Source organism: Sphingomonas sp., assembly GCF_041661825.1.
Lineage (GTDB): Bacteria > Pseudomonadota > Alphaproteobacteria > Sphingomonadales > Sphingomonadaceae > Sphingomonas.
Genome location: NZ_JBAZTU010000001.1, coordinates 1,128,229 through 1,152,136, shown reverse-complemented (window position 1 = coordinate 1,152,136; position 23,908 = coordinate 1,128,229). Strand labels below are relative to the sequence as shown.

Annotated in this window: 24 protein-coding genes; 16 read left to right on the top strand and 8 right to left on the bottom strand. The window is 65.8% G+C overall.

The window, feature by feature from the left end; genetic code table 11:
• Positions 1-508 precede the first annotated feature (508 nt).
• The gene (locus WC729_RS05275) at positions 509-1,669 is read right to left on the bottom strand and encodes a cytochrome-c peroxidase (RefSeq protein WP_372850250.1); all 1,161 of its coding nucleotides are present in this window, start codon (positions 1,667-1,669) and stop codon (positions 509-511) included.
• Between the two features lie 164 nt (positions 1,670-1,833).
• On the opposite strand from WC729_RS05275, the gene WC729_RS05270 reads away from it, so the two are divergent.
• Positions 1,834-2,193, top strand: coding sequence for an ArsR/SmtB family transcription factor (locus WC729_RS05270; RefSeq protein WP_372850248.1), 360 nt, complete (start codon positions 1,834-1,836; stop codon positions 2,191-2,193).
• Positions 2,177-2,689, top strand: a complete 513-nt coding sequence (locus WC729_RS05265; RefSeq protein WP_372850246.1) for an SRPBCC family protein — start codon at positions 2,177-2,179, stop codon at positions 2,687-2,689. Before WC729_RS05270 ends, WC729_RS05265 begins: the two co-directional genes overlap by 17 nt.
• 256 nt (positions 2,690-2,945) lie before the next feature.
• Here WC729_RS05265 and WC729_RS05260 read toward each other — a convergent pair whose 3' ends face one another.
• The gene (locus WC729_RS05260; RefSeq protein ID WP_372850244.1) at positions 2,946-5,984 is read right to left on the bottom strand and encodes a TonB-dependent receptor plug domain-containing protein; all 3,039 of its coding nucleotides are present in this window, start codon (positions 5,982-5,984) and stop codon (positions 2,946-2,948) included.
• A gap of 945 nt (positions 5,985-6,929) precedes the next feature.
• Between WC729_RS05260 and WC729_RS05255 the strand changes: the two genes are divergently transcribed.
• Positions 6,930-7,298 (top strand): PadR family transcriptional regulator, encoded by a 369-nt coding sequence (locus WC729_RS05255; RefSeq protein WP_372850242.1) that lies wholly within the window; start codon positions 6,930-6,932, stop codon positions 7,296-7,298.
• Position 7,299: 1 nt separating this feature from the next.
• Positions 7,300-8,472, top strand: a complete 1,173-nt coding sequence (locus tag WC729_RS05250; protein WP_372850240.1) for a hypothetical protein — start codon at positions 7,300-7,302, stop codon at positions 8,470-8,472.
• Positions 8,473-8,550: 78 nt separating this feature from the next.
• Here the strand turns inward: WC729_RS05250 and WC729_RS05245 are convergent, their stop codons facing one another.
• The gene (locus WC729_RS05245) at positions 8,551-9,351 is read right to left on the bottom strand and encodes an arginase family protein (RefSeq protein ID WP_372850238.1); all 801 of its coding nucleotides are present in this window, start codon (positions 9,349-9,351) and stop codon (positions 8,551-8,553) included.
• A 21-nt stretch (positions 9,352-9,372) separates the two neighbouring features.
• A complete protein-coding gene (locus tag WC729_RS05240) occupies positions 9,373-9,993 on the bottom strand; it encodes a DJ-1/PfpI family protein (RefSeq protein ID WP_372850236.1) in 621 nt (206 codons plus the stop codon).
• A gap of 141 nt (positions 9,994-10,134) precedes the next feature.
• On the opposite strand from WC729_RS05240, the gene WC729_RS05235 reads away from it, so the two are divergent.
• The 10 genes from WC729_RS05235 (at position 10,135) to WC729_RS05190 (ending at position 16,623) form a co-directional block, all read left to right on the top strand.
• On the top strand, positions 10,135-10,488 hold the full coding sequence (locus tag WC729_RS05235) for an ArsR/SmtB family transcription factor (RefSeq protein ID WP_372850234.1): 354 nt from the start codon (positions 10,135-10,137) through the stop codon (positions 10,486-10,488).
• A 4-nt stretch (positions 10,489-10,492) separates the two neighbouring features.
• On the top strand, positions 10,493-10,969 hold the full coding sequence (locus WC729_RS05230) for an SRPBCC family protein (protein ID WP_372850232.1): 477 nt from the start codon (positions 10,493-10,495) through the stop codon (positions 10,967-10,969).
• Positions 10,970-10,972: 3 nt separating this feature from the next.
• On the top strand, positions 10,973-11,707 hold the full coding sequence (locus tag WC729_RS05225; RefSeq protein ID WP_372850230.1) for a DNA alkylation repair protein: 735 nt from the start codon (positions 10,973-10,975) through the stop codon (positions 11,705-11,707).
• A gap of 101 nt (positions 11,708-11,808) precedes the next feature.
• Positions 11,809-12,420, top strand: coding sequence for a glutathione S-transferase family protein (locus WC729_RS05220; protein WP_372850228.1), 612 nt, complete (start codon positions 11,809-11,811; stop codon positions 12,418-12,420).
• A 44-nt stretch (positions 12,421-12,464) separates the two neighbouring features.
• Positions 12,465-13,034: a TetR/AcrR family transcriptional regulator gene (locus tag WC729_RS05215; RefSeq protein ID WP_372850226.1), complete on the top strand. Its 570-nt coding sequence runs from the start codon at positions 12,465-12,467 to the stop codon at positions 13,032-13,034.
• Between the two features lie 93 nt (positions 13,035-13,127).
• Complete coding sequence (locus WC729_RS05210) at positions 13,128-13,868, top strand: 3-oxoacyl-ACP reductase family protein (protein WP_372850224.1); 741 nt, start codon at positions 13,128-13,130, stop codon at positions 13,866-13,868.
• Positions 13,869-13,997: 129 nt separating this feature from the next.
• Positions 13,998-14,288, top strand: a complete 291-nt coding sequence (locus tag WC729_RS05205; RefSeq protein WP_372850222.1) for a hypothetical protein — start codon at positions 13,998-14,000, stop codon at positions 14,286-14,288.
• A gap of 78 nt (positions 14,289-14,366) precedes the next feature.
• Complete coding sequence (locus WC729_RS05200) at positions 14,367-15,203, top strand: TIGR00266 family protein (protein ID WP_372850220.1); 837 nt, start codon at positions 14,367-14,369, stop codon at positions 15,201-15,203.
• 58 nt (positions 15,204-15,261) lie between these two features.
• Positions 15,262-15,939: a hypothetical protein gene (locus WC729_RS05195; protein WP_372850218.1), complete on the top strand. Its 678-nt coding sequence runs from the start codon at positions 15,262-15,264 to the stop codon at positions 15,937-15,939.
• Positions 15,940-15,963: 24 nt separating this feature from the next.
• Entirely contained in the window at positions 15,964-16,623 is a 660-nt protein-coding gene (locus WC729_RS05190) for a hypothetical protein (protein WP_372850216.1), read from the top strand.
• Between the two features lie 33 nt (positions 16,624-16,656).
• On the opposite strand, the gene WC729_RS05185 is transcribed toward WC729_RS05190, so the two are convergent.
• The 4 genes from WC729_RS05185 to WC729_RS05170 form a co-directional block, all read right to left on the bottom strand.
• Complete coding sequence (locus WC729_RS05185) at positions 16,657-16,920, bottom strand: hypothetical protein (RefSeq protein WP_372850214.1); 264 nt, start codon at positions 16,918-16,920, stop codon at positions 16,657-16,659.
• A 321-nt stretch (positions 16,921-17,241) separates the two neighbouring features.
• Positions 17,242-18,612, bottom strand: a complete 1,371-nt coding sequence (locus tag WC729_RS05180; RefSeq protein ID WP_372850212.1) for a PepSY-associated TM helix domain-containing protein — start codon at positions 18,610-18,612, stop codon at positions 17,242-17,244.
• A 184-nt stretch (positions 18,613-18,796) separates the two neighbouring features.
• Complete coding sequence (locus WC729_RS05175; protein WP_372850210.1) at positions 18,797-21,190, bottom strand: TonB-dependent receptor family protein; 2,394 nt, start codon at positions 21,188-21,190, stop codon at positions 18,797-18,799.
• A gap of 65 nt (positions 21,191-21,255) precedes the next feature.
• Positions 21,256-21,669, bottom strand: coding sequence for a DUF2946 family protein (locus WC729_RS05170; protein WP_372850208.1), 414 nt, complete (start codon positions 21,667-21,669; stop codon positions 21,256-21,258).
• Positions 21,670-21,798: 129 nt separating this feature from the next.
• Between WC729_RS05170 and WC729_RS05165 the strand changes: the two genes are divergently transcribed.
• Positions 21,799-23,082 carry a hypothetical protein gene (locus WC729_RS05165; RefSeq protein ID WP_372850206.1) on the top strand — a complete coding sequence of 428 codons (1,284 nt, stop codon included), beginning with the start codon at positions 21,799-21,801 and terminating at the stop codon, positions 23,080-23,082.
• 236 nt (positions 23,083-23,318) lie between these two features.
• Positions 23,319-23,828 carry a hypothetical protein gene (locus WC729_RS05160; protein WP_372850204.1) on the top strand — a complete coding sequence of 170 codons (510 nt, stop codon included), beginning with the start codon at positions 23,319-23,321 and terminating at the stop codon, positions 23,826-23,828.
• The last annotated feature ends 80 nt before the right edge of the window (positions 23,829-23,908 follow it).

The window sequence follows — 23,908 nt, the reverse complement described above, 5'->3', positions numbered from 1 at the left end:
TCCGCCCAAGTCAGAGCGAATGGAACTCCGTCGCGCTACGGGGACCAGAGCGTTGCCCATATCGACAACGGTCCCCTACTATCGCGGCCCACTCTGCCTTTGGCCGTACGCCTGCTTTGAATGCCACAAGTCATGGAAGCTGCCGGACGAGGCTACCGGCAAGTGCCCGGAATGTGGCGGCCCGCTTCACTCGATGGGGCGTGCATTCAAGGTGCCGAAAAAGTCAGACGATGAGCAGTGGGCCAAGGTTCGCGCGCTCTGGGTTGCAGGATTTCGCTTTGTAAATCACACGCGCTGGCAAGATGCTGAGGCGTTTCCAGAGCGCTTGCGAGAGGTTGACGAGTTCGTTCGCCGGAATCCACGGCACCCATTTCGGGTCGCAGCTAACCGCTCACTTATGGACATCTGACATCCTGCGGCATCTTCCCTAAACCGGTCATTCTGCCCGTCGTAGAATGCGTCTACGCAACTGCGATTCCGCATTTAAAGCCCGATCAGCTGGACGCCCTCACCGACGAAATGGGTCGCTAAACCGCGCATCCGTGGTGAGCGCGCGGTCGCTCAGCGTCATCAGGAAGGCGACGAGCGCCGTCCGATCCGCCGCGCTGAGGTTCAGGCGCTGCGGCCTGCCACCGCGGCGCAGGCGCGGATCGAGCGCCGGCCCTTCCTGAATGCCATGGTCGTAGAAGTCGATAACCTCCGCCAGGGTCGCGAACCGGCCGTCATGCATATAGGGGCCCGTCAGTCCGACGCTACGCAGCGACGGCGCCTTGAACAGGCGCGTCTCCCCCGCGTCCAGTCCGTTGCTTCGCGCCGTGGCCGTCAGGGCGAAGGTCGGGGGCAGGTGGCAGGCGGAGCAGCCGACGCCGCCCTGACCGACACCCGTCATGAACAGCTGCCGGCCCCGATTTTCCGCCGGCGTGAAATTCGGCAGGTCGATGTTCAGCGCGCGGTTCGGCCGAATGGGCGAGAAGACCTGCGCATAGCCCGTGTCCCACCGGCTCGAGCTCGAGACCATCGCGCGCACGAACTGGGCGAGCGCCTGCTGGATCCGCGGTTCGGTGATCTCGGAACTGCCGAACGCCCAGGTGAACAAGTCCGGGTAATAGGTCGTCTTGTCCATCTTGCGGATCAGGGCGTCGAAGCCGCCCGCGGCCCCGCCCCATCCCAGTTCGACCAGGCTGTGGAACGGGTGGCTCGCCTGCGCTTCCACGCTGGCCGCGCGCCTGTCCCAGAAAGTGGAGCCGGGCTTCCAGTAGCGCAGATTGCCCAGCCGCATCGCGTGGAAATCGGTCGTGGCGGCGCTGCTGATCCCGTTGCTGAACCGCATCGAATCGGTGAACCCAAGCGCCTGCCGATGGCAGGAGGCGCACGAAGCCCGGTCGTTGGTGCTCAGCCTCAAATCGTAGAACAGCACCCGTCCGAGCGTCGCCACCCGATCATTGACGGGGTTGGACGCCGGGCTGTGGTCCAGCGCCGTCACCGTCCGGTCGAAATAGGCGGGAAGCGTCGGCGCGGCATAATGGGCGACATGTGCGAAATCGATGGTGGTGTGCGCCGCGACGCCCGCGGGCGTCGCGGCCTGCCTGGCGCTTTCCCCGTCGCCGCACGCCGCCAGCGCCAGCGTCAAGGCGCCCGCGACCAGCCATCCTGTGCTCCCCACGCGCATCCTTACCCCTTTGCCTGCCGTTGATCGTACTGCCGTTCCGGCGCCGGGGCGACGATTTTCCCCGGGGCGCGCTGCCGTGGGCGGGTGGCGCCACGCTCGACCCCAGGGGGCCGGATTTCGAGGCCCTTGCATATCGGCGATCGGCGCGCTAGATACTGAACCATATGGTTCAGTATGCAAGCACCCGCCTCGATGCGTCGTTCGCCGCGCTCTCGGATGCCACAAGGCGTGGCGTTCTGGAGCAGCTCGGGCGTGCAGAGGCGTCGATCACGGATCTTGCCGAGAAGTTTCACATGACCCTCACGGGCATGAAGAAGCATGTCGGCGTCCTGGAGCGGGCGGGGCTCGTCACGACCGAAAAGGTCGGGCGCGTGCGGACCTGCAAGCTCGGCCTGCGCGGCCTGGAGGCGGAGGCGGCATGGATCGAGAACCACCAGCAGCTCTGGGACGCACGCTTCGACGAGCTCGACAAGGTGGTCGAGGAATTGAAACTGAAGGAGAGAGTCGATGGGTCTGAGCAGTAATGAGCCCACCATGCAGGGCCGCACCAAGGTGGAACGGAAGTCCGACCGGGAACTGGTCGTCACGCGAACCTTCGACGCCCCGGCGCGCATCGTGTTCGAGGCCTGGACCAGGCCAGAGCTGTTCATGCGGTGGTGGGCCCCGAAGTCGATGGGCGTGCCGCTGCTGTCCTGCGAGATGGATGTTCGTGTCGGGGGCGCCTATCGGATCGCGTTCGGGCGCGATGCCACGGACTCCTTTGCCTTTTTCGGCAATTATATCGACGTGATCCCGGACGCGCGGATCGTCTGGACCAATGACGAAGGGGAGGACGGCGCCGTGACCACGGTGACCTTCGAGGAAAAGGGCGGCAAGACGCTGCTGACCTTCCACGAACTCTATCCCTCGAAGGAAGCGCTCGACGAGGCCTTTATCGGCATGGAGGGCGGGATGCCCGAACAGCTGGAGCAGCTGGACGAGCTTCTCGTCAGCCTGGGTGCGAACGCGGGAGGGTCGTGAGCGCCGACGTCAACCTGACCGTCAGTTTTGGGCCCACAAAAAATGCCCGGACCGCGAGGTCCGGGCACCGAGTTTTACGCAATCCTGCGCTGACATCCATCGAGGGAATCGGCTGAACATCAACGCAGGGTGAGGTTGCCCTCGTGCGCATCGCGGTCGCCTCGGCGTGGCCAGTCTAGAGGAGCAGCCGAAGCGATCGTGATCCTGACCGGGAGCGGGCGGCGCCGGCGCGGCGCCGCCCGCTCCCGGAATTCGCTTAGAAGTCGACCTTCGCGCCGACGCGGAACGAGCGGCCGATGATGCCGGCCTCGGCCACGACGGGGTTGTACAGATACGCACCATAGGTCGCCGCATCGATCGGCGCCTTGCGGTCCGCGACGTTCATCACGTCGGCGTACAGGGTGAAGCGATCGTCGATCTTGACCTGACCGTGCAGGTCGACCGAGATGAACGACTTCACATTGCACGGCTGGTAGGCCTGGCCGTCGAGGTTGGTCGGGACATAGCCGCAGTCGCCCGCGACGTTGCCCTGGTCCTCGGCGGAGTAGTTATAGCCGCTGGTGTAGTAAGCAGTCCCGGTCAGCGACCACGGCCCGACGTCCAGCGTGTTCTGCCAGTTGCCGCGCCAGCGCTGCGTGCCCGAGCCGGCGGTCAGGTTGAAATTGCCGAGCGTGCCTGCGTAATGCTCGGTGTGACCATCCGGGAAGCTGGTGTTGAGGTCGATGATGTAGGTCGCCTCGAGATCCGTGGTGAACTTCACGTTCGAGCCGAGGTTGAACACGCCGCGTGCGCCGAAATCGAGGCCCGAGGTGTGGATCTTGTTGGCATTGATGAAGCTGCCCTGCGCAAAGGCAACGCGCTTCTGGGCAGTCGGATGATCGACGTCGGCCTCATCCTGGATGATGGTCACACCATTATAGTTCAGCTCGCCGGTCGCGTAGTAATTGTCGACCGCCGACTGGAAGTTCACTGAGGTGATCGCATTGGTCTTCTCGATGTTGTAGTAATCGACCGTAAAGCTGACGTTGTGGATCGGCTCGAACACTGCACCGAGGGTGAAGTTGCGCGACTTTTCCGGCTTCAGGTTCGGGTTGCCGACCGTGGTTTGGCCGATGCTGTAGGTCGTCAGATAGTTGTTGAACTGGCCGGTCGAGGTCAGATGCTGATCGGTGAAGCTCTTCGGCAGGTTGGCCGTATTGACGGTGACATAGCCCGAGGTCGGCAGCGCGCCGGATTCGGCGAAGCTCGGGATACGGAAGCCCTTCGAGAAGGTGCCGCGGATCGCGATCTGCTTGATCGGCGTGAACTTGGCGCCGATCTTCGGCGAGAAGTTGCTCTGTCCGGTCGAGTAATGATCGTAGCGGCCCGAACCGTTGATCTCGAGCACGTCGAGCACCGGTGCGTTGATTTCGAAATAGGCCGATTCAACCTCGCGCTTGCCGGTCGCGCCGAAGGCGTTCAGGCGGAAATAGCGCTCGGTCGGACCATTATAGTCCGGGTTGCCGCTGGGATCGTACAGCGATTCGTGACGGAAGGCGCCGCCGACAGCGACCTGCAGCGGACCGCCGGGAAGCTGGAAGAAGTCCTTCGAGATGCTGCCCTGCACCTGGTAGAGATGCGAGTTCTGCTTGTTGATCTGGGTCGGCGTCAGATAGTCGAGCGCGGCCTGGCTGGTCAGCTCCGGGTGAACGAAGTTGTACGACCCGTCGGCCACCTCGTCGAGCAGGTGCTGGATGTAGACATAGCCCTTGGCGGTCGTCTTCAGCTTGCTGATCATGGCAGTGCCGTCGATCGCATAATTCCAGTCGTCGCCGAAGCTGCCGTGCAGGCCCAGGGCCGCGCGGAAGGTGTCGCTCTGCGAGGAATTGAACTCGATGCTGGTCGGCAGGCGGCCGGCGATGCGGGCAACCTGGCCCTGTGCCGCGAACGGGTTGTTCGGGTTCAGGGTACCATTGGCGGCGGTGCAGGCGGCAGTGGTGCCGCGGGCGCAGACATAGACGGGCAGGGTGATGACGGTCGCGCCGGCCGACGTGCTGTAGGCCGGGAAGTCGATGCCGGCCGGCGCGTTCGAGCGGAAGATGCTGGCGAGGCCGGTATAGGCCGAATAGCTGTGCTCATAGTTGAACTCGGCCGTCAGCTCGCTGCCGCCCAGGACGTTCGCGGTCAGATGCGCCGACCCACCATAGCGGTGCATCTGCGGTTCGATCTGGCCATAGTCGTGCGTGATGTCCTGCTGGCAGACGTTACGGGGCGTGACCGGTACGGCAAGGGGGTTGCCGTTGCTATCCGTATTCGCGGCGGCAAGCTGCGCGTCGGTGAGCGTATAAGGGGTCAGGTTGCCGCAGCCGTTGAGCAGCTGATACGCACCGAGCGCGGTCGTGTTGGTAGCATCGTACGGGCGCACGATGAACACGTCGGGCGCAGTCGATAGGCCGTTGAAATTGCCGTTGGTGACGCCGTTCGCGATGTTGTTCGGGCCGCAGACGCCGAGCTGGCCCTGCGTGCCGGTGCGGGCGCAGATGCCGGTCTGGTCGTCGGTGTTGAAGGGATATTCGCGGTCGCGGTTGTAGAGTGCAGCCTGGTCGAGATAATGGCCGCTGACATAGACGTTGAAGCCCTGCTCGCTCAGGTCGCCATAACCGAAGGTCGCGCTCAGGCGGTGGTTGGCGGCATCGCCGCGCTGGCTCACGCCGGCCTCGGCGGTGGCGTGGAGGCCCTTGATTTCCTTCTTGGTGATGATGTTGACCACGCCGGCGACGGCGTCCGCGCCATAGGTCGACGATGCGCCGTCCTTCAGCACTTCGACCCGGTCGACGATCGCATCGGGAATGGTGTTGAGGTCGACGAAGTTGCGCGTGCCGTCATCGGCCAGCGGGTAGTAAGCGGCGCGCAGGCCGTCGAACAGGACCAGCGTGGACGAGGTGGTGAGGCCACGCAGCGAGACCGACGAAGCGCCGCCTGCAAACGCGCCATTGGCGGTGAAGCTGTTGGTCAACGCCGGGCCGTTATTGGCGGAGAGCGTCTGGATCGCGCCCTGCACGGTGGTGATGCCGCGCTGCGCGATATCGTCCGAGGTCAGCACGGTGACGGGCGAGGGTGTCTCCGTGTCGGTGCGGCGGAACAGCGAACCGGTGACGACGATATCGGTTCCGGTGTCGGCAGCCTGGTCGGTCTGGCCGGCGGCAGGCGTATCCTGGGCAGCCGGCGCTGCGTCCTGCGCGAAGGCGGATGTCGCGCCGAGCGACAGGAAGGCAATGGCAGTCGCCGCACCGGCGAGCAACCTGGCCTTACGCAAGGATGGAGTGGCATTGATCACAGAGAAAGCTCCTCACTGACCCGCAGCCGACGCGCGATCGCGCCGCCTTGAGCGGACTTATGTTTTCAAGTCTCTGGGACCATGCATCCCGGCCCCCCGAGACATGATGGTCGGGCCATGCGGCGGGGCCCCGGGCGGTGTAAAGAATGTGTAGGATGTGCCCGGTTTTTCAGATGACGATGTGCCGAAAATACCACGAAATCTGTTAGATAGCCCGAATCGGGTCAATGCGCGGGGTTCGATGAAGCTTCGCGCCAGCTGGCTGAACAAAGGGCATGCGGGCGGCGTAACGGTGAAGTAAAAAACCGCATCTTTTTCCCGGATCAAACGACGGGATTGGCTCAGCAACATTTCGTTACAAAAGGTGGAGTCAACATTGTCGCGGGTAATGGAGACGGGGCCGACAGCATCTTGATCGCGGTCGGGCGGCCGGCTCCTCGTCTGGGTTGTATGGGAGCCGTCCATAGTAACGGCGCGCCGTTGGAGGGCGCTGCTACGGACGATCGCATGGCCGAAATCAGCCTTGCACGCCTGGTTGTCAGATCATGGCTCGTGCCGAGCGCGCGATAAAAGGTCCAGTACGGACCTTATGCAGCGAGCGTTTCGACATGGGCGTAAGCGAAGCTTGACCTCAGATGAACGGATACCGCGCCGCACATCACGATAGGGCCATAGCGGATCCAATATGGCGGATTCCGAATGCCGCATGGCAACTGCGCCCGATGGCCGAAACCCCGCCAGATGACGCAATTATGAACTTTCTGTCATAATCGACTGAGAACGAGCGCTAAAATTGGCCGAAATGGGCCCTTCGCCTCGTCGTACCTCAAGCCTGTTTCACCGCAGTGCCGACTCCGATTGACAAGGGGCTACGCTATATGGCACACACTGTGTGACACATAGTGTATGACAGGCAGCATGCAGATGACCATCGACCCTGATCTGTTCGAATCCCCCGATCTGTTCGAATCAATGCGGATGGAGCTTCGCCGCGGATCGCTGGTACTGGCGGTGCTCGCCCGGCTTACCGAGGAGCGGTACGGCTATACGCTGCGCCAGGCGCTCGCCGTCGACGGGCTCGAGATGGAGGAAAGCACCCTTTATCCGCTGCTCCGCCGGCTGGAGACGCAGGGGCTGCTCCACAGCGAATGGCGCGAGGAGGAGAAGCGCAAGAAGCGCTTCTACCGGCTCTCGCCCCAGGGCGTGGCGATGCTCGCCGCGCTCACCAGCGAATGGCGCGGCATCAACGCCTCGCTCGACAAGATCCTTCCCCTCTCCGGCGAAAGGCCCTGACATGGACATGCTCGAAACCTATCTGGACGCCGTCGCGGCGCAGCTGCCGCGCGACGTCGCCGACGACATCGTGGCGGAACTGCGCGACACCTTGCTGTCGCAGGTCGAGGAGCGCGAGGAAGCGCTCGGCCGCTCGCTGACCGATGCGGAGCGCGAGGAGGTGCTGCGCGCGATGGGCCATCCGCTCGTCGTGGCGGCGCGCTACCGCAAGGGGCCGCAGATGCTGATCGGGCCCGAACTCTTCCCCTATTGGCTGTTCGCGGTGAAGGCCGGGCTGCTGATCATGGCGGCGGTGTTCGCGCTGACCCTGATGCTGCGGCTGGCCGCCAGCCCGCTCGATGCGGGGCAGGCGGTCGCGCAATCCTTTCACGGCCTGTTCGGCGCGGGCCTGACCGTGATCGGCGTGGTGACCCTGGCGGGTGCGATCTGCGAGCATTTCGGGCTGCGGCCGCCCTATCTCGACACCTGGCGGGTCAGGGACCTGGAGCTGTTGAAGTTCGGCGATCCGGCGCGCTGGGCAAAGCATCTCGGCATCGATGCGTCGGCGCGGCGCTCGGCGGAGACGGATGCACCGGAAGGAGCGCCCCGGCCCCAACCCGGCCCGTCGATGCCGGGCCTGGCGATGAAGCCGCCGCGCGCCTGGCCGGGCTCGGAAGCGTTGATCTCGCTGATCGGCGGGCTGGTGTTCGCGGCGTGGTGGACGGGGCTGCTCCATATCGCCGGGCTGGGGCGCTTCGAGCTCGACGGCGGCGCCGTGACGGTCGCGGCCGCGCCGATCTGGGCCGCGCTCTATCTGCCGATCCTGGCCTATGTCCTGGTGCAGGTGGCGATCGACGCGCTCGGCGTGTTGCAGCCGGCCGCGATCCGGCTGCGTGCCGCGTTGCAAATCCCGGTCGCGGTCGTCGGCATCGCGCTGGCCTGGACGATCCTGAATGCCGGTGCCTGGTTTATCCTGAGCCGGGAGGGCGTCGACGTCGCGATCGGCGGCGATGCCTCGCTGATCAGCGTGCAGGCCTTGCGCGGCATGCACGATCTCGGCCGCACCCTGCAGGGCACGGCGACCGGCGTCGGCGTGATCATGACCTGGGTGCTGGTGATCACGATGATCTCGCTGGGGGTGAAGATCGGCAAGAGCCTGTGGCAGCTCTTCGCCCCACGCCGGCCGGCCCGGTAAAAAAGGGGGTCAGAGTGAATTAATCGGAAAAAATCACCCTGACCCCTTGTTAATCCAACAGTGCTGGGGCGGGCAGGATCAGGTCAGCGCAGCCGCGCACAGCCGCTCGATGAACCGGCTGCCATCCTTCGCACCCGCTTCGCCGGCCGGAGCGAACTCCGTGATGGTCAGCCCGACCAGCGTGCCGGAGCTTGCGGCGGCACGCACCACTGCAAGGCCGGCCTCGAGCGAGAGCTTGCCTTCCGGATAAGCGAGGTGCGGAAACTCGGCAGGATCGAGCGAATCCAGATCGAAATGGATGTGGATCGGCCCGGACACGGTCTCGCCCGCGTCGAGCCAGGACAGGCCCTTGTCGCGCTGGAAGTCCCAGTCGCCGTCATCGCCCAGATGCGCGGCGACATAATGGAAGCGCGCAGGCGACAGCGGCGTCGAGAGCAACGCCTGCAGATCGGCCGGCGCCGCCCCCATCAGCGCGGCGACCGGCATGCCGTGGAAATTGCCGCTGGGCGAGGTTTCCGCCGTGTTGGCGTCGAGATGCGCGTCGACCCAGATCACCGTCAGATCAGGATAGCGGCGGTGCAGATAGTCGATGACGGCGACGTCGCAGGCGCAGTCTCCGCCCGCGGTCAGGAGGCGGCCGGGCTGATGCTCGTCGAGGATCGCCCGGGCCGACCGGAATTGCTCCAGGATCGCGGTCCAGCGGTTGATGCCGCCGCGCGCTTCGCCCTCGCCGGCGTCGGGCACCTGGACCATCGGCCCGTAGCGGCCGCAGACCTCGGCCGTGGCCGCAGCACCCCGGCGCAGATTCTCCGGCCGCCCCGACCCCTGCCATTGGGGATAGGACAGGACCAGGTCGAACGCGCCATCACCGCTTTGCAATCGTCACTCCTCCAACGGGCATCACGCCGCAATCTGCGCGGCTTCGGGCAGGAAGGGCCCGACCACCGCCATCGCGCGCCTGACATACTCGTCCTTCTGCCCGACCGGCGCGACATAATGCATCGCCGCTTCGGCGTCCGCCACACCGGCGCCGCGCGCGATCATCCAGGTCGCGAGATATTGCGATGCCAGACATCCGCCCGCGGTCGCGACATTGCCATGCGCCACGAACGGCGCGTCGAGCACCTCGATACCGGCCTCGATCACCCAGGGCTTGGTGGTGAGGTCGGTGCAGGCGGGCAGGGTGCCGACCAGGCCGAGCTTCGCCAGCAGGAGCGTGCCGGAACATTGTGCGCCGATCAGCTGGCGTGCCGGGTCGAGCGCGATGCGCGACAGCATTGCCGGGTCGTTCGCGATCTCGCGCGTCCTGATCCCGCTGCCGATGATCACGGCGTCGGCCTCCGCCGCGAAGTCGAGCGGCTTCTGGCGGCGGACGGTCACGCCGTTCATCGAGGTCACTTCTTCGGTGGGCGCGGTGATGTGCGCGGCCCAGCCCTTCGCGCGCAGCCGGTTGAGGATGGCCGCCGCGACGAACGAGTCGAGCTCGTTGAAACCATCGAACGTCAGGACCGCGATCTGCACGACAAGCTCCTCAGGGGCAGTGAAGGATGCCGCTTCTAGCAAGTCGGGCGCCCCGGTGGAACGGGTGTGTGGACAGGCGCTTGACTCACCGCCGCGCTGTATATAACTGATTGGTTATTGAACTGACAGGTTATAGAGAAAATGACGCCGCACCATCTCGACGCCACCTTCGCCGCCCTGGCCGATCCGACCCGCCGGGCGATCCTCGCGCGGCTGGCGACGGGCGAAGCGACGGTGGGCGAGCTCGCTCATCCGTTCGCGATGAGTCAGCCGGCGATTTCGAAGCATCTGAAAGTGCTCGAACATGCCGGGCTGATCCATCGCGGGCGCGACGCGCAGCGCCGGCCCTGCCGGATCGAGGCCGGGCCGCTGAAGGAAGCCAATGCCTGGATCGAGCGCTACCGGTCGATCTGGGAAGGCAATTACGAGCGGCTCGACGCCCTGCTCGAAGAGCTGAAAACCGCCGCGGGTGACGCGGCCAACCCCAAGGAGTGAGACGATGCCGACCCCCGTTGACGTGACCACCCCGTCCGACCGCGAGATCGTGGTCAGGCGCAGCTTTGCCGCACCGCGGACGCTGATCTGGGACTGTCACACCAGGCCCGAGCTGATGAAGCGCTGGCTGCTCGGCCCGCCGGGCTGGAGCATGCCGGTGTGCGAGGTCGATCTGCGGGTCGGCGGTGCCTATCGCTTCCGCTGGCGCAACGACGAGGGCCATGAGTTCGGGTCGCAGGGCGAGCATGTCGAGATCGTCGCGCCCGAGCGGCTCGTCACCACCGAGAAGATGGAAGGCTTCGACGGCGCTTCGACCAACACATTGGTGCTGACCGAAGAGGACGGCAGGACCGTGCTGACCATGACCATGGTCTTCCCGACCAAGGAAATCCGGGACGGCGCGCTCCAGTCCGGCATGGCCGACGGCATGGCGATCAGCTACGATCGGATCCAGGAGATCGCGGACGAAAAGGTCGGCTGAACCATGGCGGGGGCTATCTCGGATCGGGCGACCGCGGTGCTGCAGGCGCTGGAAGGCGCAGCATCGGTGCGGGTCCGCGACGAGATGGGCCCCCGCTTCGGCATTGTCACCGACAAGGCGATGGGGGTGCAGATGGCGGCGATGCAGGCGATCGCCAAGCCGCTCTACCCCGATCATGCGCTGGCCGCCGCCCTGTGGGAGACGGGGTGGTACGAAGCGCGGATGGTCGCCTGCATGGTCGACGATCCCGCTTTGGTGACGCCCGAGCAAATGGACGCCTGGCGCAGGGATTTCGACAATTGGGGCATCGTCGACACGGTCTGCGCCAAGCTGTTCGACCGGGTGCCTTATGCCTTTGCGAAGATCGACGGCTGGGCCGGGCTGAACGACGAGTTCGGGCGGCGGGCGGCGTTCGCGCTGCTGGCATGCTGCGCGATTCACCGGCGCGGCGGGGACGCCGATTATCGGCGTGGGCTCGCGCTGATCGAGGCCCATGCGACCGACGAGCGCAATTTCGTGAAGAAGGGCGTCAACTGGGCGTTGCGGGCGATCGGCTTAAAGGGAAGTTCTGCGTTGCAAGCGGCGGCGCGGGAGACGGCAGCGCGGCTGGCGGCTTCGGCCGACCGGACCGCGCGGTGGAACGGGAAGGATGCGCTGAGGGCGTTCGCCAAGGCGGATGGGAAGAGCCCCACCCCACCCTCCCCGGCGAAGGCCGGGGTCCAGTTGGGGGACGCCTGAGATTAGCGTTTGCGCGTCGTTACTACAGCCTTCCCAGCTGGACCCCGGCCTTCGCCGGGGAAGGTGAAAGAGGGGCGGGCAAGCACCAGGGAGAAGAACGGATGATCACCATCTATAATTTCGCGGGCGGCGCGCGGGGTTTGCGGGTCGCGTGGCAGTGCGAGGAGATGGGGCTGGCCTATACGCCGGTCTCGCTGACCTATCCGACGCCGCCCGACTATCGCGCGAAATACCCGCCGGGATCGGTGCCGTTCCTCGAGGATGAGGGCGGCGTCGGGCTCGGCGAATCCGTGGCGATCATGCTGTACCTGGCGGAACGCTACGGCCCGACGCCGCTGCTGCCGCGCGCGCCCGCGGCGCTGGCACAAGTGCTGCAGTTCACCGTGTTCGCCGAAAGCGCGATCGGCGGCACGATGAATGCGCTGATGGCGGCGAAATTCGGCGCGCCCGAGGCGGACAAGACCAACTGGTCGGTGCGCATGGGCGAAGGGAGCGTGGCCGGCGGCCTGGCCTATGTCGCGGCGGTGCTGGGCGACCGGCCGTTCCTGGTCGGCGACGACATCACGCTCGCCGATATCGCAGTGGCGCCCGCGCTCGGCATGTGGAAGGCAGCGCTCGGCGGCGAGATCCCTGGTCCGCTCGAGGCCTGGCGGACGCGGCTGGGGGAGCGGCCCGCCTATCAGCGCGCCCGCGCCGCCTTCCCGCGCGGCTGAAAATAATTCTGGACAGATCGATCCGGAATACCTAGCTGAGCGGCATGGCACGCCCCAGGGAATTCGATCGCGACGTCGCACTGGAAGAGGCGATCAAGGTCTTTGCCGATCATGGCTATGAAGGCACGTCGACCGATGTGCTGCTCAAGCGCATGGGGATCAGCCGGCAGAGCCTGTACGACACGTTCGGCGACAAGCGCCGGCTCTATCTGGAGGCGCTGCGGCGCTACAACGGGACCAGCGCGGCCGAGATCATCGCTGCGCTCCACGCCCATGCCTCGCCCGCCCGCGGGCTGGAGGCAGCATTGCTCGATTTTGCCGCCCGGCCGGCCGGGGACGGATGCCTCGGCGTCTGCTCGATCGTCGAGTTCGGCAGCGCCGCGCCCGATATCGCTGCCATCAACGCGGCATCGGGCGGGGTCCTGGCCGCCGCGTTCGAGGCAGTGATCGTCAAGGGCAAGGCGCAAGGGGATTTCGCCGCCGATCTCGATCCGAAAGCCGCGACTCAGTTCCTGGCGACGACGCTGTCGGGGATGAAGGTCGCGGCACGCGGCGGCACCTCGCCCGAAAGCTTGCGCAGCGTCGCGCGGATGGCGCTGCGCAGCCTCACCTGACCGACCGGGAATAGCAGGGACGCCGCAACGGCGTGGACGCTGTCGCGCCCTATTATGGATCAATCAGTCCAAAACGAAGGAGGAAAGACCATCATGACCAAACCCCTTTCAGGCAAGATCGCCCTCGTCACCGGCGGATCGCGCGGCATCGGTGCGGCGATCGTGCGACGCCTCGCGGAGGAGGGCGCGAGCGTTGCGTTCACTTATGCGGCGTCGGCCGACAAGGCCGGGGCGCTCGCCACCGAGATCGCCGGCAAGGGCGTCACCGCCATGGCGATCGCCGCCGACAGCGGCGATGTCGCGGCAGTACGCGCGGCGGTGGCGCAGGCGGTCGAGCGGTTCGGGCGGATCGATATCCTGGTCAACAATGCCGGCATCCTGATCCCCGGGCTGGTCGACGATTACGACCTGACGGCGTTCGACCGGATGGTCGCGGTCAATGTGCGCGCGGTGTTCGTCGCGACACAGGCAGCGCTGCCGCATATGGGCGAGGGCGGGCGGATCGTCACGATCGGCAGCGTCACCGCCGACCGGTCCGGGATTGCCGGCGCTTCGGTCTATTCGATGACCAAGGGCGCGGTGGCCGCGCTGACGCGCGGGCTGGCGCGCGACCTGGGGTCGCGCGGCATCACCGTCAACAATGTCCAACCTGGACCTACCGAGACCGACATCAACGACGTGCCGGGCCAGCGCGAGTGGATTCGCCCGCTGATGGCGATCGGCCGGATGGGCCGTGACGACGAGGTCGCGAACCTCGTCGCATGGCTCGCGGGGCCGGAATCCGGCTTCGTTACGGGGGCGGCACTGACCATCGACGGCGGCTGGCTCGCCTGAGTCACGGGCATCCGCCGGGAGCCTGAACGCCGGCAAAATTATTTCCTATTCGGGTGTTTCCCGGTTTGCCTTCGGTACCGCTTCGGACCTATGCTCGCGGCAAGGAGTAGGGGCTCCAGGGGGTTGCCAGTGATGCAGGTTTTCAAGCGGAGGGCGGCTGCAATGGTCGCCTTCCGGCCGGGTGTTGCGCCCGATTTGCGGGCGGGAGCGGAAAAGGCGATCGCGGCGGGTCGCTATCTGATTTTCGGCGGCGAGGAGGAAGGCACGGCGACGTTGCTGCTGAGCAGCGAGCCACGACTGGTCGCGGTCGTGCGCAAGGCAGCCGACGAGCCGGGCCGTACGCCCGCGTTCGACGTGCTGTCGGTGCGCGAGGCGCAGGCCGATCTCGACCGGGAACGCGAAGAGCTTAGCCAGCTTTGACCCGGAAAGGGCGCGGGCGGTGGCGAATCGCGCGCGGCCCGGGCTAGGGTGCACCCGAACCACCGGGAGCCTTTCATCATGACCAATCCGAGCCCTTGGGCGCATCACCGCAGCAGCGGGATCGCCGACGATATCGATTTCGAGATCAAGGGCCAGGAACTCCAGTTCCTCGAGATCGAGCTCGATCCGGGCGAGAGCGCGGTGGCCGAGGCGGGCGCGCTGGTGTGGAAGGACGCCTCGGTCGGCATGACCACGGTATTCGGCGACGGCAGCGGCGATGCGGGCGGCGGCTTCATGGGCAAGCTGCTCGGCGCGGGCAAAAGGCTCGTCACGGGCGAGAGCCTGTTCACCACCGTCTTCACCCATAATGGCTCGGGCAAGGCGCGCGTCGCCTTCGCCTCGCCGACGCCGGGTGCGATCCTGCCGCTGAAGCTGTCCAGCTATGGCGGGCGGCTGATCTGCCAGAAGGACAGCTTCCTCGCGGCGGCCAAGGGCGTGTCGATCGGCATCGAGTTCCAGCGGCGGATGATGACCGGCCTGTTCGGCGGCGAGGGCTTCATCATGCAGAAGCTGGAGGGCGATGGCTGGGTGTTCGTCCAGATGGGCGGCACCGTGGTCGAGCGCGAGCTGGCAGCGGGCGAGCAGCTCCATGTCGATACCGGCTGCCTCGCGGCCTATACCCAGGGCGTGGATTTCGATCTGGTCGCGGCGGGCGGGGTGCGCAGCGCGCTGTTCGGCGGCGAGGGCCTGTTCTTCGCGCGGCTGACCGGGCCCGGCCATGTCTGGATCCAGTCCTTGCCCTTCTCGCGCCTGGCCGGGCGCATGCTCGCGGCGGCGGGCAGCCGCGGCGGACAGAACCGCGGTGAGGGATCGGTGCTGGGCGGGCTGGGCGACCTGATCGGCGGTAACCACTAGGGCCGATTCAACCTTCTCGCTGCCCGGCCTAGCCACCTCCTGAACCTGGAGGTGTGCAATGGCCGATGTTACCCAGCAGACCGGCGACGAGAATACCGGCGACCCCGCCGATATGTCCGCTGCGATTCCGGATGCCGCCAATGCGGTGCCCGGGCCGCAGGATAGTGTCCAGGATGCGCCTCCCGACGCCGAGCCGGCGCCGGAGAAGGAGACGGACGAGCAGTGGATCCTGCGCTTCCTGGAGGAGAACCAGCACCTGGCCCGCCCGCGCCCCGAGCGCCCGCCGCCCCCGCCACCCTCACCCTGGGACGGGCCGCCCTCGACCTGGAAGGTGCCTGACCATCTGAGCATGCGGCACCCCAGGGGCGGCTATATGGCAATGGCACTCCTCTCGCGGGAGCTGCTGAAAGGAAATCTAAGTGGTGCCTTGACAAAAGCATCGCGCGATTTTGCCTCTATTCCGGCGAGCTTGGAGAACGATCGCAGCCGCTATACGAAGGCGTACAATGTTAAGAAAACAGATCCGAAAACGGGCAAGGAAATCTCGAGGAATGAGGTGCGAGACCAGCCTACACCTATAAGATTCCAGGATTTGCCCGCGCAGTTCGCACAGTACTTGAAAAATCGTCGCGCCGAATTTCGCGATGCCGAGGAGAAGTGGAAGACGGAAAAGATCCTGCCCAAGGCCTTTATCTCTCCCATGAAATGGCGGTCTTTCGGGCTCGGTGGATTCTAGGCGCGTTTCTATTGGCCGAAAATCATGGCGGAGCTGATGCATGAATATCGCGTTTTTTCCGCATCGAGACATGGGCGCCCGCCTCGTGGGGCGTTTATCCTGCTGGCGCAGCTGGTTACGCCGGCCTTCGGGAAAGGCGCGCCCCTACCCGGCATCGACAAGCCAACCAGGGTTGTCGCAGCCGACTTTGCGAGGCGATTCCCATGCATCGATGCCGGTCTGCCTGATTGGGGGACCCGGCCGTACAAGGGCTGCGTCGGTAATGCCCAGATCGAACCTAATCGATCAAATGATCCCGCCAGAGAGATTACCCTGATGATTGCCATATTCGACCTCGCTGACGACAGGAAGACGAGGATCAGGCGGGAAGTCTCCCCGATTTATGGGCAGACGATGCGGTATCTTTTTCCGCATTGGCCGCAGGCAAGCGCCTGGCTGTACCGGAGCCTCGAAAATACGCGGCAACGAGGATGCCCAAGCATCGCTCATATCCGGGACATATGGATGATTGTCCGGCCTTCTTATGGTGCCCGTGGTGGGCACGACTATGCCGATGTGATCATCACGCGATCGTCAGGCACGTTGAACGATTACAGAAAGCTGGACGAGCCGATGTGCGATCGCCTCCCCATCGTCGAGGAGATCAAGCTGGCCGGAGCAAAAGCCCGACGAAAACCACGGTAGCGTTACGTAAGATAGTCCGGGATCGCTCGTCGCTCACACCAGCCGCGCGCTTTCGCCATTGCCGTCGTCGCCGGGGCGGTGGAAGCCGGCGGGCGGCGCCAGATCGTCGAGCAGGTCGGCATCCATGTCGGGCATCGAGCCTTCGCCGGTCAGCTCGATCAGCGCCTGATCGAGCCTGAGCCCGACGGCGATCAGGCCCATCTCGTCGGCCATGGTGAGCGCGGCGCGGATCAGCTCGGCGAGGTCGGCTTCGGCGGCGGCCTGGCCTGAGGCGGCCTTGCGGTCGGTGCCGCTCATGCCGCGCGGACCCGACGCTGGCGGGAACTGGCCGATCGACTCGGCATATAATGGATACGCATGAACATGCCCCTTCTTTCGCCGATGATGCGGCGAGATGGAAGAGGCCGCAATGGGCGCGATACCCGTTATGGGACTCCCTGCCGCTTTTCCGCGTGCATACAGCGCGACTTTACTTTGGTTAAATTTGGTTGGCATGGCGGGTTGGGTCATCAAGGTGGGGAAAGACTTCCAATATTTCCCAAGCTCTTGGGTCTCGATGCGATTTCGGAGATCAGAGGGCGCACGCAGCGCGCGTTTTTCCCGCCATAACGGATGCGATCATGTCGCTTGCGGGCGCAGGCCGAGCCAGTGCCGCGCGCCCGGCAGGCGGCGCAGGACCAGGCGTTCGGTCAGCAGCACCGCGACCAACGTCACGCCGAGCAGGGGCAGGAACAGGCCGAGCCCGACCAGCACCGCGACAAAGCCGATCGCGACGGGCCGCGATGCCAGGGGCGGCGGGGCGCCGAGCACGTCGCCCGGACGCCGGCGCCACCACATCACCACACTGCTGACCGAGAGCAGGATCAGGCCGAGCGCGGTGGCGAGGTTCATCAGCTGGTTGAGCCAGCCGAACAATTGCCCCTCATGCACCGCGACGCCGTAGCCCACCATGCGGTCGATCAGCCGGCGCTCGGCGAAATCGGTGCGGGAGAGGACCGCGCCGCTCGTGCCGTCGAGCGTCAGGTCAGTGCGCATCGGGCGGTTGGCCGCGTCCGACTTGGCGGTCCAGGGCGCGCCCATGCCGGTCGGCGGCGCGATCAGCACCGGGGCGGCGAGGTTCAGCGGGGTGACGGTCGCGATCAGCCGGTCGAGCGGGGCATAGGAGCCCATCGGGTGCGCCATCGCCATGCCGCCATGTTCGGCATGCTCGCCCATCATCGCGCGGGTGCCGGCATCGGCGGCGGTGCGCGCCTTCAATTCGCCGGCGCTGCCCGTCGTCCAGTCCTGCTTCACCGCCTGGCCTTCGGCGACGGTGCGGATGGTTTTCAAATAACCGCCCCAGCTCTTCGCCCAGGGCAGGCCCGACAGCAGCATGAACAGCGCCAGCGCGGAGACCCAGAAGCCGGTGACCCCGTGCAGGTCGCGCCAGAAGCGCCGCCCGCCGGACCGCAGCCGGGGATAGAGCACGCCGCCCAGGCCACCGCCCCGTGGCCACCACAGGAACAGGCCGGACAGGATCATCACGATCGCCCAGGAAGCAGCGAGCTCGACCAGATAGGAGCCGGCCGTGCCCGCGAGCAGCTCGCCGTGCAGGCGGAAGACGATGCGCATCAGCCGCTGGTCCTCGTCCACCGTCTTCAGCACCGCGAGCGACTGCGGGTGGACATAGACGCGCGTCTCCCGCGCGCCGGCGCCGACGATCACCTGCACGGCCTGGTCGGGCGTGTCGGGAAGCTGGTAGCGGTGAAGCACCGATCCCGGCACCGCGCGCACCGCGGCCGCTGCCTGCTGCGCGGCGGTGGCGCGCGGGCCGCTTATCTCGAGATGCGCATAGGGCCGGTCGATCAGCGTCTCGATCTGCGGGCGGAACAGATAGAGGGATCCGGTCACCGCCAGCCACAGCACGAACGGGATGCAGAACAGCCCGGCATAGAAATGCCAGCGCCAGATGGCGTTGTAGCCGGGCCAGCGGCGTGTGGATTCCGTCATGGGCGACATCCTTGGAGTCGAAGTCGATAACCCTTCTCCCGCCGGGAGAAGGTGGCCGAGCGCAGCGAGGTCGGATGAGGGTGAGGTTCGCGACACAAGCGAGTGTCACCCTCACCCTCCCGCCGCTTCGCGGCTCCTTCCCTCTCCCGCCGGGAGAGGGAGCTGAACAAGCCTGGTTTCATCTTCAAAACCGCGTCCTGACGCCGGCATAGATCGTCCGCGGTTGCCCCGCATAGATCGAGCCGGTCGTGTTGGAGAGCGCGGAAGCCGGGTTCTCGAGCCCGGTCGTCGCGTTCAGGCTGTTGGCGATGACCGAGGCCGATCCGACATAGGTCCGGTCGAACAGGTTCTGCACCGAGGCGTAGAGGCTGATCCGCGACCACCAGTCCGCGCTTTTCGGCGGGTCGTAATGGAGGTTGAGGTTGACCAGGGTATAGGCCGGCATCGCCAGCAAATTGCTGTTGTCGATGACGTAGCGACCTCGATAGGTCACCTCGGCGAAGCCGCCCAGCCCGGCCAGCGGGCCATGAGGCTGGTCGTACCCGGCGCGGCCGTTGACGAAGGTCGGGATCACGCCGGGGATTGCCTTGCCGTCCCGGTCGAGCAGCGTCGAGAAACCGCCCGCGCTCAGCCGCTCGGTGAAGTCGGTATAATGGTGATCATTGTAGCTGTAGCTGCCCTCAAGCTTCACGCCGGACAGGGGCCGCCAGTTCAGCCCGACTTCGACCCCGCGATGGACCGAGCGCGGCACGTTCGAGGTATAGGCAAGCAGGCCGATGCCCGCCGACTGGCTGACCAGCTCATTGGTGAACCACTCATAATAACCGGTCACTTCGGCCTTGAGCGTGTCGCCCAGCGCGACCTCGGCGCCGAGATCGACGCCGGTGTTCCGCTGCGACTTGAGATCGGCATTGTCGCCGGGCACGCCCGCCGCAGTGACGAACAGATTGCCCGCCTGGGGAATGCCATAGCCGGCGCCGACCCGCGCATGCAGCCGCACCGCATCGATCGCCTGCCAGAATAAGGCGGCCTCCGGCGCGACATTGGAGAAATGCCGCTCGGCCGGGATCAGGCTGAGCACCGGGTTGCCGCCGACCGGATAACTGTACGCGGTCTGGCGCACGTCGATGATCGAGCGTTCCACGCCGATGCCCGCGATGAGCTGAAGCCGCGGCGTGATCTGCAGCTCTTCGCGCGCCCGGGCGCCGATATTGCGGATGTCGCCGAACACTGTCTGGGTCGGTGCGCCGAAGCCGTTCCGGCCGGCCGGCGTCTTGTTGAAGCTGAAGCTCTGGTTATCGAGATAATTGTAGAACACGCCGACAAAGCTGGTCGCGTCCACGCCGAACAGCGTGCCGCGATCGGTGATGTCCGAGGTGATGTTGTAGCTGTCGAGCGTGCCCTTGAACGGCGTCGCGCTGGTCGGCTGGTTGACCACGCGGCTGTCGAAGGTTGCCTGGGTGCGCCAGGTCGTGTCCGGCCCGAAATCATGCTCGTAGCGGGTGCCGATAATCGTCCGCCGGTCGTTGCGGGCCAGATCGCCCTCGGCCGCGGTCTGAGGCACCCGCGGATCGGGATCGGTCGGCAGTATCTTCGGCGGAGCATTGATGCCGTTGCGCAGCACGGAAATCGTCCCGCAGCCAGGTGCCGCGCTCGCCGCCGCCTCGCACCCCTGCTGGTACGGATTGGCGAGATACTGATTGTACGAGAGGCGGGTCGAGAGGCGGAACTCGCCCTCATTGTAGATCAGCTTGGCGGCGACCCGGTCGCGGTCGCTCAGCGCATAGGTGCCATAGGCGTTGACCGTGCCGGTCTCGTAGCCGGTATGCCCGGTCGCCCCGTCGGCGCGAACGAAGCTGCCGAACAGCGCATAGTCGTATCTCGGGCCGGCATGGCCGATCGTGGCATAGACATTGGCATAGCCGTCGCCGCCGCCATCGGCGCCGGCCTCGATCCCGTCGATGTCGCGCCCACGCCGGGTGCGGAAGTTCACAGCACCCCCCAGCGCATAATTGCCGTAGCGCGCCGAGGAGGGCCCGCGCACCACGTCGACCGCGCCATACGCATGCGGGTCGGTCAGGTCGAACCGGGCGAGGCCGTCGGGCTGGGTGACGGGAAAATCATCCTCGAACACCTGGATATTGCGCGCGCCGAAGCCGTTGCGCGCATTGGAGCCGCGCACCGAGACGCTCACGTCGCGCGGGCCATTGCCCTGCGTCACCGCGACGCCGGGCGAGAGCTTGACGATATCGGCGATGGTGGTCGCGGGCGTATTGCGGAACACCGCGGCATCGACCGTGGTGACCGTCTGGCCGGTGACCTGGGTGGTGAGCGACAGGGCACGCCCGGTGACGATGATGTCGCCTTCGGTGGGAAGCTCGGCGCGATCCTGAGCGGCAACCGGTGCCGGGGCGGGTGCGCTCTGATCGAGCGCGGCGAGCTGCGCGTCGATCTTGGCGCGCTGGCGCAGCAGCTCGGCACGTTTCTGGTCGATACCCGTCTGATGCGGGGGCGTCTGAGCCGAGGCCCCTGACGAGAGGACGATGGCGGACGCTGCCGCGATCAAAATGGTCTTCATGGAAATAGGTCTTCCTGATCCACGCGCGCGTCGCGTCGGCGGCGCGCGCTGCAAAAATGGCGAGATCAGGCGGTGACGGGCGGTCCTCGAAGCGGGGGACGCAGATGGGCCGGCGACGCTGCCGGCAGGGGAACGACGAAGCGTGCGCCCGCGACCATGACGAACAGGATCGCAAGCGCGAGCAGGACCGGGTCGGCCGCGGCGAGCGTCGGCGCGGACAGGCCGGAGAAAGCGCAGGGCATCTCGGCCTTGCTCTGCTGGTGATCCTGACCCTGCTCCTTGCCGGGGATCGGCATTGTCATGGTCTTGGGGGCCATGGTCATCGGCCCATAGCCGGAGCAGATCTGGATGATCACGCTGTTGCCGGACACCGCCGGCATATAGCCGGCCGGGACCAGCAGCTTCATCAGCAGCGCAGCCGCGACGATCCACCCGGCAAGGGCGCGATGACGCAGGAAATGGCGGCGGAGCGCAGTCACGCCATCGCGCCTAACGGGGTCGGGCGGATTTGTCGATTTCAATGCGGTGCTAGTTTTTGGGCGGTGAATTCGCTTGTCCGATATGCCGCCTCGGCTAGGGTCGTGCCGGGGATGTTATCGGGGGAAATCATGCGTCTGAAGCTTTTTGCGGCGAGCCTGCTCGCCACCGCGCTGCCGTTGAACGCCGCCTTCGCGCAGGCACTGATGCAGGTGCCGGTCGGCGGCGCGACGCCCGCGCCGGTACCGGTCTCGCCGCCTGCCGATCCCGACGACTCGCCGGAGGACATCGCCAAGGATGCCGCGCGCGACCTCAAGGACAATCGTTTCTACAACAAGCCCGGCGCGACCCGGGCGCAATATGAGGCCGATTGGCAGGAATGCCGGCTGATCGCCCGCGGATCGCGCACGCCGTCGGGCAGCATTCCCTATTATTACAATCCCGCGCTGATGTCGCCGCTGGCGGCGGGCGTCGGCGGGGCGATCGGCGGGGCGATCGCCAGTGCCATCGCCGAAGGACAGCAGCGCCGCGCGAACCGCCGGTCCTGCCTGCTGATCCGCGGTTGGCGGATGGTCGAAGTGCCGTCCGCCGAGGCAGCCCGCGTCGCCGCGATGAGCGACGGCGCCCGCGACGCCTATCTCGATTCGATCGTGGGCGCCGAGCATGTCGACGGCAAGATCACCGAGGTCACCAGTTTCTCGCTCCAGCCCGATCCCGCCCTGAAGCTCGACGGACCCTTGTCCGGGCCGGGGGTCGTGTATCTCGGCAAGAAGATCGATCCCGCCACCCCGATCAAGCTCGCCCCCGGCGAAGCGGCGATCGTTGTCGCCTTTCGTCGTCCCGATGAGGGCAGCGCGGGCCGATCGGGTGGGGTCACGCTCTCGCGCTACGACCTGGCGGCGCGCGATCTGGTCTATCAGCCACGCGACTGGAAGAAGAAAGGCGACACCACCACCTATTCGCTGAACGTCGCGAGCGGCGACCGCAAGGCGCCGCACGAGGTGCAGGTGGTGCGCCTGACGCCCGGGGATTATGTCATGTCGGGCGGCTCGATAGGAGCCGGGGTCACGTTCGGCACCTATTGTTTCGGCGCGCCGACCTTTCATGTCGGTGCGGGCGACATCCTCTATATCGGCGATTTCATCCCCTATTGGGCTGCCCGCATCGCGAACGGGACACGGCTCTATGCGCTTGGCTACACCCCGCATATCGAGGATGCGCGCCAGGTGTTGTCGGCGGCCCACCCCGATATCGCCGCGGCGATGAAGCCGGCGACGCTGCATAATCGCGCGACCTACGCCTGTGGCGGTATCTCGATGGGCCGCTGGGATCTGCCCGGCATCGACGACCTTCCCGATCCGCCCGCGCAGGCGACGACCTCATCCGCTCAGACCGGGCCGACGCCTTCGGGCTGATGAGCCGGACAATATGGGCCGGTTCAAGCATGTGAATAGTGTCGCGACAATAGGCCGGATAGCCTGGCTCAATGCACCGCTCGAATAGCCTCGCCTGCGGAACAGATGGTCGATTTCAATGCGGTTGTAGTTGTTGCCCCCGGGGCAGTGATCGGCCCCCAAGCGGGAGCGGAAATTGCCGGCAAGGAAACCGCGGGCTACGCTCGAAACCATTGATGGTCGGGGGAGCACCTCAAATGTCGGTTTTTGCTACTCTTCTGGCTCTGGCGGGAGCCTCGGCCCCGCTCCCGCAATCAGCGACGAGTGGCTGGGTCGTCCATCTGCCGGAAGGCACGCGCGGCGAAGTGTTGACCCTCGGGGTCGGTGAAAAACAATCCTATCGTTTCGAGTGCACGGCCCGGGAGGTGATCGTGACCGAGACAGGTGTCACCAAATTGATGGATTTGAAGACCGGCAAACAGATTGACGACGGTCCGGACGCCGTCATGCCTCCTGGCGCGGCGCTGATGGCGGTGTTCGGTGGAAAGGGGCAGCCCGAGTTCCAGCCTGCGGATGCCGTGAAGAACCGGGCTGGCGGATGGGATCTGACGATTCGCTTGCCCAAGGCCGACAAGATGTTGAGCGCGGTCGGAAAGAGCGAAATGATGTCGCTCTTTACCACCGGCTTTACGACAGCCGTCGTGATGAACGCCGATGATCGCGCCATCTGGAGCGGTTTTTTGAAGCGTTGCCGGGCCGTCAGCTGAAGCTGGCGAAAAGTCCGCAACTTGGCTCCGTTAATAGCGCGCTCGAACAGTCTCGCCTGCGCAACAGATGAACGCGCGCT